This window comes from Fontibacillus phaseoli, assembly GCF_003337355.1.
Classification (GTDB): Bacteria; Bacillota; Bacilli; order Paenibacillales; family Paenibacillaceae; genus Fontibacillus; species Fontibacillus phaseoli.
Genome location: NZ_QPJW01000005.1, coordinates 242,192 through 258,722, shown reverse-complemented (window position 1 = coordinate 258,722; position 16,531 = coordinate 242,192). Strand labels below are relative to the sequence as shown.

The window sequence follows — 16,531 nt, the reverse complement described above, 5'->3', positions numbered from 1 at the left end:
TATACACGCAAGGAACGCCGCTCGTGGTGCGTACCGACAACGGCCCGCAATTCAAGAGTCACAAATTCAGAGCGTTTTTTGAGAACAACGAAGAGTTGCTGATCCATGAAAGAACACCGAATCGAACCCCAAACAAAAATGCGTATATTGAATCGTTTCATAGCATCTTGGAACGAGAGTGTTTTAAGCGGCATATCTTTATGGATTTTGAAGAAGCATTCGATGTTCTTGATCGATTCATGGACTTTTACAATAACCGCCGAATTCACATGAGTTTATATGGTTACTCCCCTGCTGAATTTAAAGCAAAGTTGGAGAGAAACGAAGTAAATGCGTTTAAAATTGCCGTATAACTCCGTCTAACTAAGGTTTGATCCTAAAGTGTCCAATATTCGGGGGCCCGGCCGCTAATTTAAAGAAACTACCCTTTTATCGCAAAATAGATGGAGAACCTCCATCTATTTCAACCGATCTAGGTGAATTCAGCGATTTCTAGCCAAATTAACTGTAGGTTTTACAGCTAATTGTAAATGAATGAGCGTTTGCCTAAAAATAACTGTAGGTTTTCCAGTTAGTTGTTTCGGCACAACAGCCTAGCAGCAGCCGGGATATGATTCCCCGCCGAAATAAGGCTCTCCCTGGAGAGTAGATTTTACCATCGAAAGTATGCTCGCTCGCTTAATTAATTAGCCTTTTTTATCGCCCAAAGTATAGCCGCACCGTCAGCTCCTCATGCTCTTGCCAGCAAATATACCCCGAAAAGGATGACCGCAATCCCGGCCAGTTTGGTCGGTGTTATCGTTTCATTAAACATGAAGTAGGCGGGAATCATCGCCAATACGTAAGCAAAAGCCTGCATCGGATAGGCAACGCTCAATGGCATTCGCGTCAATACGGCGAACCATAGCAAGGTAGCTATGCCGTAGAGCGCAATGCCTCCGATGACGGCCGGTGAGGTGACAAGCTTGCCCCAGTGAAGGCCTCCTGAACGGCCCAGGCCGATTTTAAACAGCATTTGGCCGGTGACCAGCAATACTATGTTGCCAAATAAGAGGAGATAACTAATCGTTTTGTCCATGGAGAGCCTCCCGTTCCTTCAAAATCGTCAGCTCCTGGGTCAGACGCAGCACTTGGGCGGTGAGTCTTGTAACGACGATCGTCAGGTGAAGTATGAATGCAAAGCAAAATAACAGCCCAAACAGAAAGAGGACGGCAGGCGCATATTTGACCCCGAGGCGCGCTGCAATCCATTCGATTAAAGAAACGTTAAAAGAAACGATGAACAGGACCGCGCTGAACAGAATCCACAGCAGGGAATACTGTTCTTTAAGCTTTTGTCTCCGGACCAGTTCCAGGACCAGAAGCAAAAACAGAAAGGCAACCGCCACCGACAATATATAGATCGTCATGGCTTGGACACCGCCGTTCTGTCGTACCGGATCGCGCTCATTAATACCGCTAGCGTTACTTTGATCATATAATACACCGATTTCCAAGGCGTAATAGAAGATTTTCCAGCTTGCCGGTCATGCATTTCCGTCGCCACCTCGGCGATCCGGCAGCCTTTGCGTTTCAGGTATACGATCGATTCTACCTCCGGATAGTCGATCGGATAATAGTCCGCATACAGTTCGATTACTTTGCGTCCGGCAGCTCGAAATCCGCTGGTCGTATCGGTAAAGTGCTGCCCGGTCACCAAGGATACGAGACCGGAAAAGAACAACATTCCAATCCGCCGCAGGCGGGAGGAACGGTAGGAAGTCGTCTCGACGTACCTGGAACCGATGACCAGGTCATTGTCCGCCGCCTTTGCAATCAGCTTGGGCAATTCCTTGGCCGGATGTTGACCGTCGGCGTCCATCTGTACCGCGATATCATAGCCCATCCGCTGGGCGTACAAATATCCCGTCTGCATTCCGCCTCCGATCCCGACATTGTAGGGAAGCGTCAGGACCTTGGCACCGGCCTGCTCGGCGAGCTGTTCCGTCCGGTCGGTCGATCCGTCGTTGATCACGATCACGTCGGCTTCCGGCGCATGGAGGTGAATATCCCGGATGACGGTGGCAATACTGCCCTCTTCATTGTATGCAGGAATAATGATCAGTGTTTTCATAGGGCAGAGGGCCTCCTCACTTCAGGATGATCGGACCGGGAATATCCCGGCAGCCATCGATCAATCAGAAAAGCACCGAACAGGATCAGCAGCGCAATATTGGGATAGCCGTAGCGGTTAAACGCAACAAACGGAAGATAAATGACCGTGAAATAACTCAAAGCCAGCAACAGCGGAAGCAGGCGGGAGAACCGGCATTTAACCAGCGCCCATACGATTCCTGCCATATTGACCAGCATAAGGGTGATTTGCAGCACATTCATGACCGGCCGGTTGATCGGCCAAATCGGACGGGAGTAGAAGGGATGAAAATACAGCTCCACCCATCTGCCCAACGTAAACCAGTACAAATATTTCAGCGGTTCATGCTTAAAACCGTAGGAAATGACGTCCAAACCTTTTTGAACCGCCGTACTATCCGAACCTTGAAACAAAGTTTTCGGGTCATACTGTGGATAGGCTTCGAAGAAGCCTTCTGGCGGCAGTTGTCCGTGAATCCGCGTCCCCAGCAGAAAAGGGCTGCCCCCCGAATTGGTAAAAAGGATAAACTCATGAAACGTCACCCAGTTGCGGATCCACCATGGCGTAAGCAGGGCGGCATAGACGATAACCATAAGGAACATATACTTCAGCATAAGCCGCCAGGGCAGCTTGTCCCTCCACCAAAGCACCAGAAATACGGCAGGGTAAAGGGAGGCATGCGGTTTGAAGTAGGCAGCCGCCGCGGTCAAAACCCCAATTAGTACATACAGGCTTGTCCGGTTGCGCTCCAGCGCCAGAATAGTAACGCAAACCATAAGCAAAAGAATAGTCCGGAAGGTCGTTTCCGATAAAATCACACCCGATGAAAAATAGTCGGGCAGATACAACGCACTAATGATAGCGGCAATAATCCCAACCCGGTTATTGAATATCCGCCTGCCGATCCAGAAAATGAGGTAAATCGACAAGGCCTGTTCCAGACACTGAAAAATCCGGAATGCGATGACGCCTCCCTGATCCTGACCGAATATCGCCATAAAGCCAGCCAACAGAAAAGGCATGCCAGGCATAATAAAAGCGGAAGGCCGCTCCTTCGTGTTATAGGCCAGCACTCCTTCATTCAGTAGCAGCCTGGAGCTTTGAATATATTTGACATCGTCATTGTTCGGCTTTACCGGATCCCCCAGCAGAAAATAATCGTTGTACGCGAGGACGATGATGCTGGAAAGAATGGCAACAAAGGCGATCAATCCGAGGAGCAGCATCTTTTCCCTCCGGCTGATTCCGGATGGTGAGAACAAATTTTTCAACCCCTTTTTCTAATCATTCACTTTCATTTTCCTTTCAGACCCATTATATCAGTTTATATCCATAAAAAAGCTTGCGCAATCCTTCAACGTTTGAAAGGCTCATAAAGTTTCATGCAATTTGGTGAATCGTTGCTCCAGCGTCTCTCCGGAATCGACATGGCCCGCATTGATGGCTTCCCATAAATAGAGGGAAGCTATCGATCCATAAGGCGCCCAGAGGTGCTCAACCTGCTGCAAATATTTCCAGTCGATCCGTTCCTCCATATCGTATACCCACTTCGCAGCGCGTTGAAGCCCAATGTCTCTAAGGGATACGACATGCTCGCGACCCAGCGCGAAGATCAGGAACATTTCGGCCGTCCAGCGGCCAATGCCTTTAATCGAGAGGAGGGATTGTACGGCTTCCTCATCGCTTGCGGTTCCAAGCCTCTCGAGGTCGACTTCCCCGGTCAGCATACGGACGCAGGCTTCCTCCGGGTGGAGATGAAATACGGCAGAATTTTCGTTCATGACCAGAATCCTTTATAAGGTGGAATCGTCAATCATGCCAAAATACTGTTCCATCATCGCGTCGATCCTGAGCTGCAGCTCATCGCGCTCCGACTGCAGCGCGGCCAGCCGTCCGGCGTCGCAGACCGCCTCCGGCGCCAGCATGGCCGCGTCGACGGCAGCCAGCTCCGCCTCGGCAGCGGCAATGTCGCGTTCCAGCTTGCTTACCGCCGCTGGATTCGCCGCCTTCGGCCGTCGGCCTCCCGCGTCCCGGCCGGCCTCCGCGCCGCTGCCAGCGGGCATCGCAGCCGCAGCCGCCACACCGGACGCCCCGGCCTGCTCGACCGGCGCGTTCCCGCCGCGCGGCTGGCCCCCCGCGCCGGCGTCCGTCTCTGCGCCGCCGCTCCCGCTTGGTGCCCCCCGGCGCTGGCCGCCCGCGCCGTTCCCGTCCGCCGCGGCTTGCCGCTTCAGCCGCTCCGAGCGGAAGTCGTCAAAATTGCCCAGCGTCACGGACAACCGTCCGTCCTCCAGCAGCCACACCTGACCGGCAATTTTGTTGATGAAGTAGCGGTCATGCGACACGGCCAGGAGGGTGCCCGGGTATTCTTCCAGCGCCTCCTCCAGCGCTTCCCGCGAGTCGATGTCCAAATGGTTCGTCGGCTCGTCGAGCAGCAGAAGATTCGGCTTTCTATACATCAGAATCGCTAGCCGCAGACGCGTCCATTCTCCGCCGGACAAGCTGCGTACTTTTTTGAACACGTCGCTGCCGTAAAATAGAAACCGGGCTAGTTGGTTCCGGGCTTCGCCCGTTTCCATGCCGAGCTCGTCGCGGAAAAACTGAAGTACCGTCCCTTCCTCCTCGGAGGGCGCGGATTCTTGGGCAAGGTATCCTGTTTCCACCCGGGCGCCGAGGCGGATTTCGCCTTCATCGGGAGCGTCGCCGATTCCGAGAATGCTCTTGAGCAGCGTGCTCTTGCCGGCGCCGTTGCCGCCGATCAGGGCGGCGGACTCTCCGTAGCGCAGACTCCGGCTGATCCGGCGGTATAGCTGCCTTCCTCCCGCGGATTGGCTTACCTCCGTGAGAATAAGCGCCTCTTTGCCTGAGCGGTCGGACTGCTCCAACTGCAAATCGATCCGCTTTCGTTCCAGCACCGGCCTTTTCAGCTTGACCATGCGGTCCAGCGCCTTTTGCATCGAAGCAGCGCGGCGGTGGAAGCCCGGATTTGGCGGGTTGGAACGGTTACCCCATTCGATAAGCTGCTTGATCGTTTCCTGCATCTTTTTGATTTTTTTCTGCTGTTCCTGATAATCGGCGAATTGCTGAAGCAGCCTTGTTTCCTTTTCCTCTTTATACCTACTGTAGTTGCAATGATAGGTAAACGCTTCGCCATCCTCGATTTCGATGATTTTTTCAGCTACGGCATCGAGAAAGTAGCGATCATGCGAGATGACTACGACGGTTCCGCTGAAAGAGCGCAGGAAGCCTTCCAGCCATTCGATCGCGGCCATATCGAGATGATTGGTCGGTTCGTCGAGCAGCAGGATGTCCGGATCCTGCAACAAAATCACAGCCAGGCCGACCTTGGTTTTCTCGCCGCCGGATAGGGAGGAGAAGGGACGGTTATACTGCTGTGCCGGGATGCCGATTCCGCCAGCGACCCGGTCAATGTCGGCCTCAATTTCATAGCCGCCGCCCCGCTCGAACATTTCCTGCAGCCGGCCGTATTGCCGGAGCAGACTTTCCAGCGCCGATTCCGTCCCCACTGTGGCAGCCAGGGACATTTCGTTCTCCAACCGCTCCATTTCGGTTTTGGCGTCAAGTAATGGCTGGAAGGCGGAACGCAGCACATCGTAGACCGTTTCTTCCCGTCCGTAATCGGGAATCTGGGCAAGCGAGCCGGTTACCGCATCTTTGCGGATCATCAACTCGCCTTGATCCGGGGCCTCGCTGCCCGTAAGCAAGCGCATTAACGTTGTTTTGCCGGTACCGTTTCTGCCGATGAGGCCGACGGTTTCGCCTTCTTTGATTTCGAACGATACATCGCTGAGCACCAGCTCGGCACCATAATATTTTTGAATGTGAGCACATTGAATCATCATTTTATAATCTCCTTCGGTCGGATGCCGCTCCGAAGTATCCTCTTTCAGACGAAAAAAGGCTGCAGGAAAACCTGCAGCCTTCTTCACACACGTTACTTTAGCCCGTGAGGTCAGGGTAGGAGCGGCATTTCGCAATTGGTTTTGGATATCGAATTGTTAAAAATGGACAGACTTCTCCCGTTAAGGACAAAAGCATGAACATTGCCAAACATTGCCATCGGCAGTTGGCTAACTCGACTCCACGCAAACTTGCGATCCACTTCCACCCACCTCCATTCATGAAACAAGATATTGAAAGTATATGCGCTGGCTATGGAAAAATCAAGTAAACAAGCAAAAGAAACTTTTCACAAAAAATTAATGTTTAGACCCGGAATTTATCGGGTAATGATTGGTTTGTTGTTTATTTCCTCCTCCCTTTCCTTTATAATCATCCCTAGACAAAAAACGCGATTCTCCCACGGGTGCACCGCGAAAGCGTCAATTTACAATAAAGTAAGGGGAGCCTAATTGGAAAGAACAGCAGCTAAGCAAATTTTTGACGAATTGCTGGAAGTGTCAGGCAGCGGGGTCTCCGTGAAGATGAAGTCCCGGTTTCCGGGCGGCCGCAATGTCGGCGGCAAATACAGTATGTCGGATCATTCGGTGACGATGTATCTGGGTGAGATCAAGAAGCAGTGCATGACGCTGTTCGGTTCGCTTGAAGGATACGGGGAACTGCTACGCATCGTTTTCGCGCATGAACTTGGTCATGCTGAAGATGCTGCATTGGCCGATTTATCAGATCGCCTCGATGCATGCGAAAGCGAACTGGAGCGGAAGCGGATCGCGCTTCGGATCGAAGAGAATGCCTGGGAATATGCGCTGAAGCTGGTGCCGGATGCCGATCAACAGATGCTGGACACCGTCATCTATTATTCGCTGCATGCCTACCGCGAAGCGATCGCCCAGGAAACGGCGCAAGAAATCGCTTAATCGTAAAAGTGAGCTAACCGTCTTGAAGGCCGCCGGTTTCCGGTGGAGGAGAGATGGACATAAACAAGGGTTGAACGCCGGCCGTCTCGCCGAAGTTCAACCCTTTTCTTTGATGATTAATGGATTTTTATGTTTCCCGAGGTGGTTCTGACCTTAATAAGGTCTTTAGTTTCCATAGGGGAATCGGGCGCTTTGACGTCGCCCGTAACAGCCTTCAAATCATAGATCCCTTTAAATTCGGGGTCAACGGACAAGGTGACATTGCCGGACCGGACCGAAATATCGAGCGAGTCGGAACGTTGATCGGAAACCGAGACGTTCCCTGAGGTGTTATGGATCACCCCGGCCCCTGTAAAGTCTTTAATAACAATATTTCCTGAGGTCAATTTGGCATCCAGCGGCCCTTCCGCCCCGATGACTGTAAGCTTGCCGGAGGTACCCTTACTGGTAAGTCCTCCATGAAGATTCACCACTTTGGTATTTCCGGAGGCTACGGCAATCTCGGTTTCACCCTGGATATCCGTGGCCGTCACATTGCCGGACGTCGCCTTGATCTCCAGTTCCTCCGAGATAATGGAGGAAGCCGACAGATTTCCGGAAGACGTCGTCAGCTCAATGTCTTTAGCCCGCAAGCCTGAAAAATGACCATTGTTGGAATGAAGCTTAAAGCTGATTTCATCGATCATGGCCTGATCGGCAAGCGCTACGGTGATATGCTGTTTGGTGGATTGAAAATCGATGGTAAGAAAACTTAATTTGAATTTCTCCGTCAGGTCGATGCTGACGTCGGGTCCGGTAATGGAGGCCGATTTAAGCTTATCGATCGTATCTTGGGCCATATTGCCGCCGACCTCGATGTAATTGGAGCCGTCCGGGCTTTCGATAAATTCAACGTCTACATCATAACTGCTATCCACCGACAGGGAATTCAGCGATTCCAGGCTCCATTTTTGCTGATGGTAAGGATTTTCATCTCCGAATTCAAATCCCTGATAAGCCATTCCGGCAAATCCGGCAATAATCAAAGTAATCGCCAACAAAGACCATTTCTTGCTATTCATGTTCCTCTCCTCCTTTGCCTACCCGAACATTCCATGCCCAGTAGGAATTGCTGATTCGAATCAGCAGTTTAAACACATAGCGCGAAGCCAGCGCGAAGAGAATGCCTACGCCGACACAGGACACCACGGCGAAGCTTTTCCCGGCGAAAAAGCCGTTTCCCGCTAAATAATCGAGTCCCAGCGCCAGCGGGCTAATCAATCCGCCGATAGCCACAGCGGCTACGCTTACCCCGACAGCCCAAGCAGAGAGGAGCAAAGGTACGGCGATCATATTAAGAAAAATTAGTCCGATATATACCATGGTCGTTGCAAAACCGCTCCGTCGATGGGCCCGTTTCGGATTTTCCGGGGCAGGCGGAGCCGGAGGAGTATCCGGATTAAACCAGTATACAGGCTCCTTTGGGGCAAATCGTCCATCTATGGCTTCTTTGGCCAGTTCGGCCGGATTCCCGAGTTCCGACGCGATTTCTTCCTCCGACTTGCCGTTTTGCAAGGCAAAGGTAAAATGGGCCTCGAAGTCTTCCATCAGTTCATTGCGCTCTTCAGGCGGCAGTACCGACAGATGATCATGAAGCTGCGCCAAAAATTCGCTCTTATTCATAAGCGGCTTCCTCTCTCGATTAAATTAGATACGCTTCTCACAAACTGTTTCCATTCGATAACCAGCTTCTTCATGTAATGTTCTCCCTCTGGCGTCAGCTTGTAATATTTACGCGGGGGCCCTTCCGTGGACTCCTGCAGATAAGTCGTACAGTAGCCCTCGCCTACAAGTCTGCGGAGCAGGGGGTATAGCGCCCCTTCCGCGACTTCAATATGCTGGGACACGGACTGGGCCAGCTCATATCCGTAACGATCATGCTCATGGATAAGCACCAGCACGCATAATTCCAAGGCGCCTTTCTTGAATTGGATGCTAATATCCAATGACATCGCCTCATTTTCGCTGTTTATTATTTTCTAGTACTGAACATTAATTAGTATTGGTTGGGAACATAGTATCACACAGTACTGAATAATGCAACATAGTGAATTCATCAATTCCGTGATTGGGCTGGTTTAAAAATAAAAGCGGTTAGTCCGGGAGGTCCGGCCCAACCGCTCTGAATCAATTTCTTCAAGCAAAACTGAAAGCCCTATTCCCGGGTTCCGTACTGCGAACTGAGCTGGGGAAGATTTTCCGTGGCCGGACCTTCAATCACTGCGCCTGTATAGTCAAATCTTGAACCATGGCAAGGGCAATCCCAGGAACGCTCGGCCGGATTCCACTTGACTTCGCATCCCATATGCGTGCACGTGGTGTCCACCAGGTGGATGTTACCCTCGGGGTCTCGGTAAGCACCGGCCTTTTTGCCCAAATGTTTAACGGCAGCCCCTTGATCCGGCATGAGATCCTCGACTTTTCTATGGACGATGTCTACTTTGCCGGTGATCAATTCTTTGGCGACGTCGGCATTTTGCACGACCAGGTTCTTGATGCCGGGATTTATTTTGAAGCGGGATGGGGTGAACAACTCGGCATACCGGTTGTCTTTTCCCTGAATCAGGTCGGAAATGAGCAAGGCGGATAACGTACCGCTGGTCATGCCCCATTTCCCGAAGCCTGTGGCCACAAAAATATGCGGGTGACCGGAGGTGACGGGGCCGATATAAGGCACTTGATCGATGGTCGCAAGGTCCTGGGCGGACCAGCGGTAGGGGATTCCCTTCGCGCCGAACGTCATGCCGCCGAACTTCTCGAGCTCTTCATAATGCTTGATCGTACAGTCGCTTTGTCCGGTCTTATGCGATTCCCCGCCGACCAGGATCACTTCTTTGCCGTCCAGCTCCGCAGCCCGCAGCGAACGCTTCGGATTGCCGCAGTTGATATACATGCCTCCTGCATATGGAGTTTCCGGTTCGATCGCCACGACATAGGAACGATCGGCATGAAGCCGGGTGAAGTAAAGTCCGCCCCCGTCGTAGAAAGGAAAGTGCGAGGCTGAAATGGCGTTCCTGCACGTTATTGTGATGCCCGATTCCGTCTTCAGCAAGAGTTTGCCGTCTCCGGTTTCTTCGGCGGAGTCGGACATGGTCGTATTTTCATAAAACTTACCGCCGTGCTTAACTACGTAATCGACCAGCGTATGCAAATATTGAAGCGGGTGAAACCGGGCCTGACCGCGCATTTTGACCGCCCCTTTGACCACGAGCGGCAGCGGAATCGTATCGCACCACTCTCCGGGCAGATCCAGTTTGTCGTAGGCCGCCCACTCTTTCTCAAGCTGCTTCAGCTGGTCGTCGGAGTCCGCATACAAATAGGCATCTTCGGTCTTGAAGCCGCAGTTGATATCATGCTCACGAACCGTTTCTTCAATAAAATGAAGGGCTTCTTGGTTGGCATCAAAATACAACCGGGCATTTTCTTCTCCAAAGTGGGAGATCAGATTGTCATAGATCAAGCCGTGCTGGGAGGTGATTTTCGCGGTGGTATAGCCGGTCGTTCCGTCCAGGATTTTACCGGCATCGACGACGGCCACCTTAAGCCCGGCTTGAACCAGCACATAGGCTGCGGTGATTCCGGTAATTCCGGCCCCGGCGATAAGAACATCGGTTTGAATATCTTCCTGAACCACAGGGAAAGAGGGGAACGACGTTGTTTCTCTCCACAACGATTGCGGATATTTGGGAAGTCCGGTTGAGGTGAATGAACTGCTGTTCATAGGGGAAATTCCTCCTTGATGGTTTATTTTTTCATTATTACCACCGTAAGGAGATAAGAAACGAGGGGAGCGGAGCATGACTTTTACATCCGCATGAAAAAGGAATGAAAAGCAGATACTGGGTTCAGGATGCGATAAGGATAGGAGCTGCTGAGTATGATACGCAATCGGTCCCGAGGCGGGAGCGGCCGCCAATACAATAAAGACAGGCAGACCGGACAAGCCGGAACTCATTCCGGAACCCCTGCGCTGTCGGGCCATCTGCGGGAAATGCTGGAACAGATCCGGAAGGAATCGGGAGATAGCCCTGACATCGTGATTCGGGAATTCAAAATCGGGGAGCCTTCCTTTTGGCAAGTGGACGCCGCAATTGTATATCTGAACGGGCTTAGCGACGAGAAAACGATTAACAATGTGGTTATGAGATCCTTGGTCGAATTCAAGCCGGATCGCAAACCGGATATGAATCCCGAGCGGCTCATGGAAATGATCCTGAAGGATGCCCTTACTTCCGGCGACTCTTCAATGGAGAGCGATTGGAAGGATATGCTTTTGGGAATTTTGTCCGGAGATACGGTCATCTTGCTGGAAGGCTGCGACAAAGCGCTTGTGATCAGTACGCCGGGGGGCCAATGGCGTGCCGTGAGCGAACCGTCTTCCCAACTGGTCGTGCGCGGGCCGAAGGACAGCTTTGTCGAATCGATCGGAACTAATATTTCCCTGATTCGCCGCCGGATCAAAAACCCGGACCTTTGGCTGGAAACGATGAAAATCGGATCCGTTTCACACACCCACGTGGGTATTATGTATCTCAAAAGCGTAGCGGATAAAGATCTCGTGGAAGAGGTGAAGGAGCGGCTCAAGTCAATCCAGATCGATGCCGTGCTGGAGTCCGCTTATATCGAAGAGTTCATTCAGGACGAAACCTTCACGCCTTTTCCCACGGTCTATAACACGGAACGGCCCGATGTGGCGGCCGGAAACCTGCTGGAAGGGAGAATCATCCTCCTGGTCGACGGCACACCGTTCGTCCTGATTCTTCCGACCGTATTCGCCCAATTTTTTCAATCGCCGGAAGACTATGCCCAACGCTATGACATCAGCATATTTATGCGTTTGATCCGGTATATCAGTTTCATTATCCTGCTGCTCGGACCCTCGGTGTACATTGCGCTGACGACTTTTCATTATGAGATGATTCCGTCCCTGTTGCTAATTAACTTTGTGGCCCAGAGGGAAGGCGTACCCTTTCCCGCATTCTTCGAAGCCATGCTGATGGAAGTCACTTTTGAAATTCTTCGGGAGGCCGGGGTACGCATGCCGAGAGCCATCGGTCAAACGGTGTCTATCGTGGGGGCGTTGATTTTGGGACAAGCCGTGGTGGAAGCCGGGATTATTACGCCGGTCATGGTCATTGTCGTGGCATTGACGGGCATCGCCAGTTTTGCGCTGCCGGCTTACAATCTGGCGATTGCCGGGCGTTTGATTCGCTTCTGTTTCATGGTGTTGGGCGGCATGTTCGGTTTTTACGGTATTACGCTCGGACTGATCGTGCTGGTAGCGCATATGAACAGTTTGCGCTCCTTTGGCGTACCTTATCTGGCTCCGCTCAGCCCGTTTGCCTTGCAAAGCCAAAAGGACACGATCATAAGATTGCCGTTCTGGACATTCAAGAATCGCTCCCAAAACAACTATAATCTGAAGCATGCCAAGAAGGCCGAGGAAATAAAACCGCTTGGGAAGTCCGGGAAAATCGGAGGACACAGCGGGAATAAACAATGAAAGCCTAAGGAGATTACATTCGTATGGGTCGGAAGTGCATAAGCGGGCTCTTGGCGTGTTGCCTCCTGTTGTTCACGTTGCCGGGATGCTGGGATGCAAGAGAACTGAATAGAAGAGCCATCGTGTCGGGAATTGGAATCGATCACTCGGATGGCGGTTACGAGGTAAGTTTGCAGGTGATTATCGCCGATGAGATCTCCGGAAAAACCGGTCGCGGCGGAACTCCGACATCGGTATATCATGCCTCTGGACGAAGTGTAGTTGAAGCCATGCGAAACGTATCGCGTGAAGTGCCGCGACTCATTTCAACGGGGCAAACCAGACTCATCGTAATCTCGGAAGAGATTGCCCGCGAAGGAATCTCCGGCCTTGTGGATTTTCTCGACCGGGATTCGGATCTCCGCCTTTCCACGAAATTATATATAGCCCGGGAAGGGATAAAAGCAAGCGATATTGTATCCGCGCTTACTCCGCTTGGTAAAATTACGGCCTATGCACTCGTCCAGAAGACGGATTTGGCCGCCGATGAACTTGGGGCAAATTTCGCCGTTGAAATCGATGATGTGCTCCGAGGGCTGCTAAGTCCGGGAGGGGGGCCGGTCATCAACGGCTTGAATTTTGCGGGTAGCCCCGAAAAAGCAGGCGACAAGGGCAGTCTTGAAAAAACGAAATCGGCCGGGGTGGTCGTCATTGACGATATGGCCTTATTTAAAGGCGATAAATTAGTGGGCTGGATGAACAGGGAAGAGTGCAAAGGCATGGTATGGATGCTGAACAAGATGAGAAAAACAGTATTGCTTGTTAAACCCGAGGGAGACGAGGAAGAGATTACGTTAGAAGTATTCGAAACGAGCACAAGCACAAAAGTGGATGTTTCCAACCCCCGGCATCCGATGGCCGTGATTAAAGTGAAACCCCAGATGTCCGTCCGTGAAGCCGGGACCGAGATCGATTTACGGGATTCGCTGGCTTTGGACAAAGTTGAGAAGGCGGCGAACGTGGCCATTGCCCGGAAGCTGGAATCCGCAGTGAAGAAAGCGCAGCAGATGAAAAGCGACATTTTCGGCATTGCGCAACAGGTGGAACGGACAAATCCGAAAGCCTGGAAAAGGATCGGCGGGCAATGGGAAGAAATTTTTCCGGCAATCGACGTACAGTACGAGGTCGATTCCATCATCCGCAACACGCAAATGAGGGATCGTTCCTATAAGTATCATTTCAAAAAGAAATAAGAGGGGAGGGGAAGCCATGGAGAAGACCAAAATCAGTTCCTTGCAGTTTTTCTCGATGCTGCTGCTGTTTCAGCTGGGAACCGCACTCGTCGTCAATGTGGGGATATTGGCGGGCAGGGATGCCTGGCTGGCCATCCTGATCGGGATGGGAATGGGCAGCCTGCTGTTCGCCGTTTATGCCTATCTGAACGGACTGTTTCCCGACATGCAGCCGACGGCCTACCTCAGAGTGCTTCTGGGTAAATATCTCGGGACCGTGATTGGCATTGCCTATGTGGTGTTTTTTTTAAACAAGGCTTCCCGGGATTTAATGGATGGAGGCTTGCTGGTCATCGCCTCCACGTTGAAGGAAACTCCTCTACTGATCGTCAATTTAATGATGATATTGACGGTTGCCTATGTTCTTCACAAGGGGGTCGAGGTACTTGCCCGTACGGCTTTTATTTTCCTCGTAGTCGTGATATTGATCGGAATATTCATCGTGCTGCTGGTCCTCTTTTCGGATATTTTGAACCTCAATCGGCTGCGTCCCGTATTAGGCAACGGGATGGGGGCATTGTTGTTGTCCGTGTATCGGCAAAACTATCAATTTCCGTTTGCGGAGGTCATCTGTTTTGTGACGGTCATGCCTTCCTTGGGTCATCGGAAAGGGGGAATGAAGGCGGGGCATTTGGCGATTTTGATATCCGGACTGATCCTTTCCGGGGCGATCGCGGCTACGATATCGGTACTTGGCGTAGACATTACGGAACGCTCCGTCTTTCCGTTACTTACGATGATCGGGAAAGCATCGATTGCGGATTTTATCCAACGCACCGATATTTTGGTCGTCATGATTCTGATTATCGGTGTATTTTTTAAAATAAGCGTTTTTTATTACGCTTCGGTTATGGGGATGTCGGACATTTTTAAAATCCCTTACCGAAAGCTGCTCTACCCGATGGCTATTGTGATTTTACTGTTATCCGTCACGCTCGCCGGATCTTTCACCGAGCATCTGGCGAAAGGAGGTAAAGTGCTGTATATGATCGACCCGGTATTTTTTGTGGCTATTCCCGTGTTCCTGCTGTTGGTCGGCTTTGTCCATAGCTACCGCTCGAAGGCCCGGGGGCAGGGTCGGAACTAGCGTTGGAGTTAGCGTCAGTCCCGGAGCTAGAGCCAGATCCATAGCCAGAATCAGAGTCAGAGTCAGAGTCAGAGCCAGAGCCAGAGTTATGTGCAGATTTTTTTTCCTTTTTAGTTTTAAACGCATGGTAGAGATCCGGAACGACAAGACTTAGAGCCAAACCACATACTGTTATTTTTTGGGTTGTTGTAACCATCGCATAGTTAAAGTTTTTCAAAACGGTATCCCATGGTTGACCGACCAGAACATCGGTAAGGATGCTATAGCCCAGGCTTAGCAATAAGAAAAGAAACACTACAAAGTATTTTTTTAGCAGCAAACGGACAACATCTCCTTTTTCCTTAGTATGAAAATAAGTTCTCTCCAACATACGGACGCGTTAATGTAACTTGGAAATTGACTAATTATGAATTAAGACTTATACTAAGTCTAAAACAGATATCTAAAGGAATGATTGATATATGAAATCCTTAAATTTAACGACCCAACGCCAAGCGGTATATGATGTCGTCCGTAGCGCTCACGATCACCCTACGGCGGCGGAAGTAATGAACCGGCTGGTGGAGCAAGGTTACAATTTTGCGTACGGTACGGTATACAACTCACTCCGATATTTGGCGGACAAGGAAATGATCCGCGAATTGAAGCTCGGAGAAGCTGCCAGCCGCTATGATGCCAAGCTGGATGATCATCAGCATATCCTGTGCGAGGTGTGCGGCCGCGTTGACGAGGTTATGACCCAGGTGCCCGAGGATTGGAGCGAGGCCGTGGCCAAAGAAACCGGGTATGATGTACACCATGCCCACGTCGTATTCGGGGGGGTGTGCCCATCGTGTCGGCAGAAGAAGTGAAGACCCTTGGACGTATGCAAACCGGAACGATGACCCCGTTTCGGCGTCCGGAGGAAGCGGGCGGCAGCAGTTCGGAAACGCTAGATCTCTTTGATGGCCGGGAGGTTTGTCCGGTAACGCAACGCGTGATTCTGGTCAGTCCGTATCCCGGGGGGATCCACGAACTGGTGCGCGATTTGTCCGAAGGCTGTTTTGACGTTCTGGTGTTCCACCATTGGGAACAAGGCATTCGTAATGCCCAAACGGCAGACCTGCTTATTTTTGACTTGACCCCGTTTCAGGATGCGGAGGAAGTGGCTCCCGTGAAGTCGCTGGTACTGGAAGCGGGTAATGTACCTTCTCTGTTGCTGGTGAATGAACGCCTCCTTCCGAAGCTGGACCAAGGGCTGATGAACCAGGAACTTCTGGTGTGGCCTGCCCGTCCGGGTGAAATCAATTATCATGCCCAGCGCATTATCCGCAGCGGCGCACAACGCTCGCCGGCATCACGGCTGCTCACGGGAACTTCGCCTGCCATCTTCAAGGATCTGTGGATCGACCGCAAGAAAATGTCCGTTTACCGTAATGGAGCAAAAATCGCCTTGACCAAGACGGAATACGAGTTGCTTGTGAAATTGCTCGAACGGGAAGGAACCGTTCTTTCCCGGGAGGACCTGCTGGCTGAAATATGGGGAACTTCGTTTCTCGGCGGAAGCAATATCGTGGACGTCCATATCAAGAGTTTGCGCAAGAAGCTGGGGGACCGTGCAGTGAACTCCATGTACATTGCAACTGTTAGGGGAGTAGGGTACCGTTTGGCCGATTAAGACAG

At 51.5% G+C, this 16,531-nt stretch carries 19 protein-coding genes; 7 read left to right on the top strand and 12 right to left on the bottom strand.

The genetic code is table 11. From position 1 onward, the window contains the following. On the top strand, positions 1-353 hold a 353-nt coding region (locus DFP94_RS15325; protein ID WP_147273861.1), incomplete at its 5' end, for an integrase core domain-containing protein. 377 nt (positions 354-730) lie between these two features. Here the strand turns inward: DFP94_RS15325 and DFP94_RS15320 are convergent. The 7 genes from DFP94_RS15320 to DFP94_RS26305 form a co-directional block, all read right to left on the bottom strand. Continuing rightward, positions 731-1,078, bottom strand: coding sequence for an EamA family transporter (locus tag DFP94_RS15320; protein WP_114497337.1), 348 nt, complete (start codon positions 1,076-1,078; stop codon positions 731-733). Next, positions 1,062-1,409, bottom strand: coding sequence for a DUF2304 domain-containing protein (locus tag DFP94_RS15315; protein ID WP_114497336.1), 348 nt, complete (start codon positions 1,407-1,409; stop codon positions 1,062-1,064). The genes DFP94_RS15320 and DFP94_RS15315 overlap by 17 nt, the downstream gene beginning before the upstream one ends. Further along, positions 1,406-2,113 (bottom strand): glycosyltransferase family 2 protein, encoded by a 708-nt coding sequence (locus DFP94_RS15310; RefSeq protein ID WP_114497335.1) that lies wholly within the window; start codon positions 2,111-2,113, stop codon positions 1,406-1,408. The genes DFP94_RS15315 and DFP94_RS15310 overlap by 4 nt, the downstream gene beginning before the upstream one ends. Further along, positions 2,110-3,360, bottom strand: a complete 1,251-nt coding sequence (locus DFP94_RS15305; RefSeq protein ID WP_114497334.1) for an ArnT family glycosyltransferase — start codon at positions 3,358-3,360, stop codon at positions 2,110-2,112. The genes DFP94_RS15310 and DFP94_RS15305 overlap by 4 nt, the downstream gene beginning before the upstream one ends. Positions 3,361-3,504: 144 nt before the next feature. Further along, positions 3,505-3,915, bottom strand: a complete 411-nt coding sequence (locus DFP94_RS15300; RefSeq protein ID WP_181873166.1) for a DNA-3-methyladenine glycosylase family protein — start codon at positions 3,913-3,915, stop codon at positions 3,505-3,507. Positions 3,916-3,927: 12 nt separating this feature from the next. Beyond that, positions 3,928-5,994 (bottom strand): ribosomal protection-like ABC-F family protein, encoded by a 2,067-nt coding sequence (gene abc-f / locus DFP94_RS15295; protein WP_114497333.1) that lies wholly within the window; start codon positions 5,992-5,994, stop codon positions 3,928-3,930. Positions 5,995-6,104: 110 nt separating this feature from the next. Continuing rightward, a complete protein-coding gene (locus DFP94_RS26305) occupies positions 6,105-6,254 on the bottom strand; it encodes an RAxF-45 family protein (protein WP_281269495.1) in 150 nt (49 codons plus the stop codon). Between the two features lie 250 nt (positions 6,255-6,504). On the opposite strand from DFP94_RS26305, the gene DFP94_RS15290 reads away from it, so the two are divergent. Further along, positions 6,505-6,969, top strand: a complete 465-nt coding sequence (locus tag DFP94_RS15290; RefSeq protein ID WP_114497332.1) for a hypothetical protein — start codon at positions 6,505-6,507, stop codon at positions 6,967-6,969. A gap of 116 nt (positions 6,970-7,085) precedes the next feature. Here DFP94_RS15290 and DFP94_RS15285 read toward each other — a convergent pair whose 3' ends face one another. From DFP94_RS15285 to DFP94_RS15270, 4 genes are all read right to left on the bottom strand, one after another. After that, the gene (locus DFP94_RS15285; RefSeq protein WP_114497331.1) at positions 7,086-8,030 is read right to left on the bottom strand and encodes a DUF4097 family beta strand repeat-containing protein; all 945 of its coding nucleotides are present in this window, start codon (positions 8,028-8,030) and stop codon (positions 7,086-7,088) included. Next, the gene (locus DFP94_RS15280; protein WP_114497330.1) at positions 8,023-8,631 is read right to left on the bottom strand and encodes a DUF1700 domain-containing protein; all 609 of its coding nucleotides are present in this window, start codon (positions 8,629-8,631) and stop codon (positions 8,023-8,025) included. Before DFP94_RS15280 ends, DFP94_RS15285 begins: the two co-directional genes overlap by 8 nt. Beyond that, positions 8,628-8,954 (bottom strand): PadR family transcriptional regulator, encoded by a 327-nt coding sequence (locus DFP94_RS15275; RefSeq protein ID WP_114497329.1) that lies wholly within the window; start codon positions 8,952-8,954, stop codon positions 8,628-8,630. Before DFP94_RS15275 ends, DFP94_RS15280 begins: the two co-directional genes overlap by 4 nt. Positions 8,955-9,163: 209 nt before the next feature. Then, positions 9,164-10,729 (bottom strand): FAD-dependent oxidoreductase, encoded by a 1,566-nt coding sequence (locus DFP94_RS15270; protein WP_114497328.1) that lies wholly within the window; start codon positions 10,727-10,729, stop codon positions 9,164-9,166. A gap of 156 nt (positions 10,730-10,885) precedes the next feature. On the opposite strand from DFP94_RS15270, the gene DFP94_RS15265 reads away from it, so the two are divergent. The 3 genes from DFP94_RS15265 to DFP94_RS15255 are packed head-to-tail and all read left to right on the top strand — an operon-like array spanning position 10,886 to position 14,869. After that, positions 10,886-12,511 carry a spore germination protein gene (locus DFP94_RS15265; protein WP_114497327.1) on the top strand — a complete coding sequence of 542 codons (1,626 nt, stop codon included), beginning with the start codon at positions 10,886-10,888 and terminating at the stop codon, positions 12,509-12,511. A gap of 23 nt (positions 12,512-12,534) precedes the next feature. Further along, entirely contained in the window at positions 12,535-13,743 is a 1,209-nt protein-coding gene (locus DFP94_RS15260) for a Ger(x)C family spore germination protein (protein ID WP_114497326.1), read from the top strand. A gap of 16 nt (positions 13,744-13,759) precedes the next feature. Next, positions 13,760-14,869 carry a GerAB/ArcD/ProY family transporter gene (locus tag DFP94_RS15255; RefSeq protein ID WP_114497325.1) on the top strand — a complete coding sequence of 370 codons (1,110 nt, stop codon included), beginning with the start codon at positions 13,760-13,762 and terminating at the stop codon, positions 14,867-14,869. On the opposite strand, the gene DFP94_RS26565 is transcribed toward DFP94_RS15255, so the two are convergent. After that, positions 14,793-15,239 carry a YczF family membrane protein gene (locus DFP94_RS26565; protein ID WP_484102789.1) on the bottom strand — a complete coding sequence of 149 codons (447 nt, stop codon included), beginning with the start codon at positions 15,237-15,239 and terminating at the stop codon, positions 14,793-14,795. The genes DFP94_RS15255 and DFP94_RS26565 overlap by 77 nt on opposite strands. 91 nt (positions 15,240-15,330) lie before the next feature. Here DFP94_RS26565 and DFP94_RS15250 point away from each other — a divergent pair, with 91 nt between their 5' ends. Both DFP94_RS15250 and DFP94_RS15245 read left to right on the top strand, forming a co-directional pair. Beyond that, the gene (locus DFP94_RS15250) at positions 15,331-15,720 is read left to right on the top strand and encodes a Fur family transcriptional regulator (protein ID WP_114497324.1); all 390 of its coding nucleotides are present in this window, start codon (positions 15,331-15,333) and stop codon (positions 15,718-15,720) included. Then, entirely contained in the window at positions 15,702-16,526 is an 825-nt protein-coding gene (locus DFP94_RS15245) for a winged helix-turn-helix domain-containing protein (protein ID WP_245954853.1), read from the top strand. The genes DFP94_RS15250 and DFP94_RS15245 overlap by 19 nt, the downstream gene beginning before the upstream one ends. Positions 16,527-16,531 lie beyond the last annotated feature (5 nt).

Excerpts from the sequence above, each read along its gene's own strand:
- DFP94_RS15320 (WP_114497337.1), bottom strand. The coding sequence starts at position 1,078 with ATGGACAAAACGATTAGTTATCTCCTCTTATTTGGCAACATAGTATTG.
- DFP94_RS15315 (WP_114497336.1), bottom strand. The coding sequence starts at position 1,409 with ATGACGATCTATATATTGTCGGTGGCGGTTGCCTTTCTGTTTTTGCTT.
- DFP94_RS15310 (WP_114497335.1), bottom strand. The coding sequence starts at position 2,113 with ATGAAAACACTGATCATTATTCCTGCATACAATGAAGAGGGCAGTATT.
- DFP94_RS15305 (WP_114497334.1), bottom strand. The coding sequence starts at position 3,360 with ATGCTGCTCCTCGGATTGATCGCCTTTGTTGCCATTCTTTCCAGCATC.
- DFP94_RS15300 (WP_181873166.1), bottom strand. The coding sequence starts at position 3,915 with ATGAACGAAAATTCTGCCGTATTTCATCTCCACCCGGAGGAAGCCTGC.
- abc-f (WP_114497333.1), bottom strand. The coding sequence starts at position 5,994 with ATGATGATTCAATGTGCTCACATTCAAAAATATTATGGTGCCGAGCTG.
- DFP94_RS15285 (WP_114497331.1), bottom strand. The coding sequence starts at position 8,030 with ATGAATAGCAAGAAATGGTCTTTGTTGGCGATTACTTTGATTATTGCC.
- DFP94_RS15280 (WP_114497330.1), bottom strand. The coding sequence starts at position 8,631 with ATGAATAAGAGCGAATTTTTGGCGCAGCTTCATGATCATCTGTCGGTA.
- DFP94_RS15270 (WP_114497328.1), bottom strand. The coding sequence starts at position 10,729 with ATGAACAGCAGTTCATTCACCTCAACCGGACTTCCCAAATATCCGCAA.
- DFP94_RS15265 (WP_114497327.1), top strand. The coding sequence starts at position 10,886 with ATGATACGCAATCGGTCCCGAGGCGGGAGCGGCCGCCAATACAATAAA.
- DFP94_RS15260 (WP_114497326.1), top strand. The coding sequence starts at position 12,535 with ATGGGTCGGAAGTGCATAAGCGGGCTCTTGGCGTGTTGCCTCCTGTTG.
- DFP94_RS15255 (WP_114497325.1), top strand. The coding sequence starts at position 13,760 with ATGGAGAAGACCAAAATCAGTTCCTTGCAGTTTTTCTCGATGCTGCTG.
- DFP94_RS26565 (WP_484102789.1), bottom strand. The coding sequence starts at position 15,239 with ATGTTGGAGAGAACTTATTTTCATACTAAGGAAAAAGGAGATGTTGTC.
- DFP94_RS15250 (WP_114497324.1), top strand. The coding sequence starts at position 15,331 with ATGAAATCCTTAAATTTAACGACCCAACGCCAAGCGGTATATGATGTC.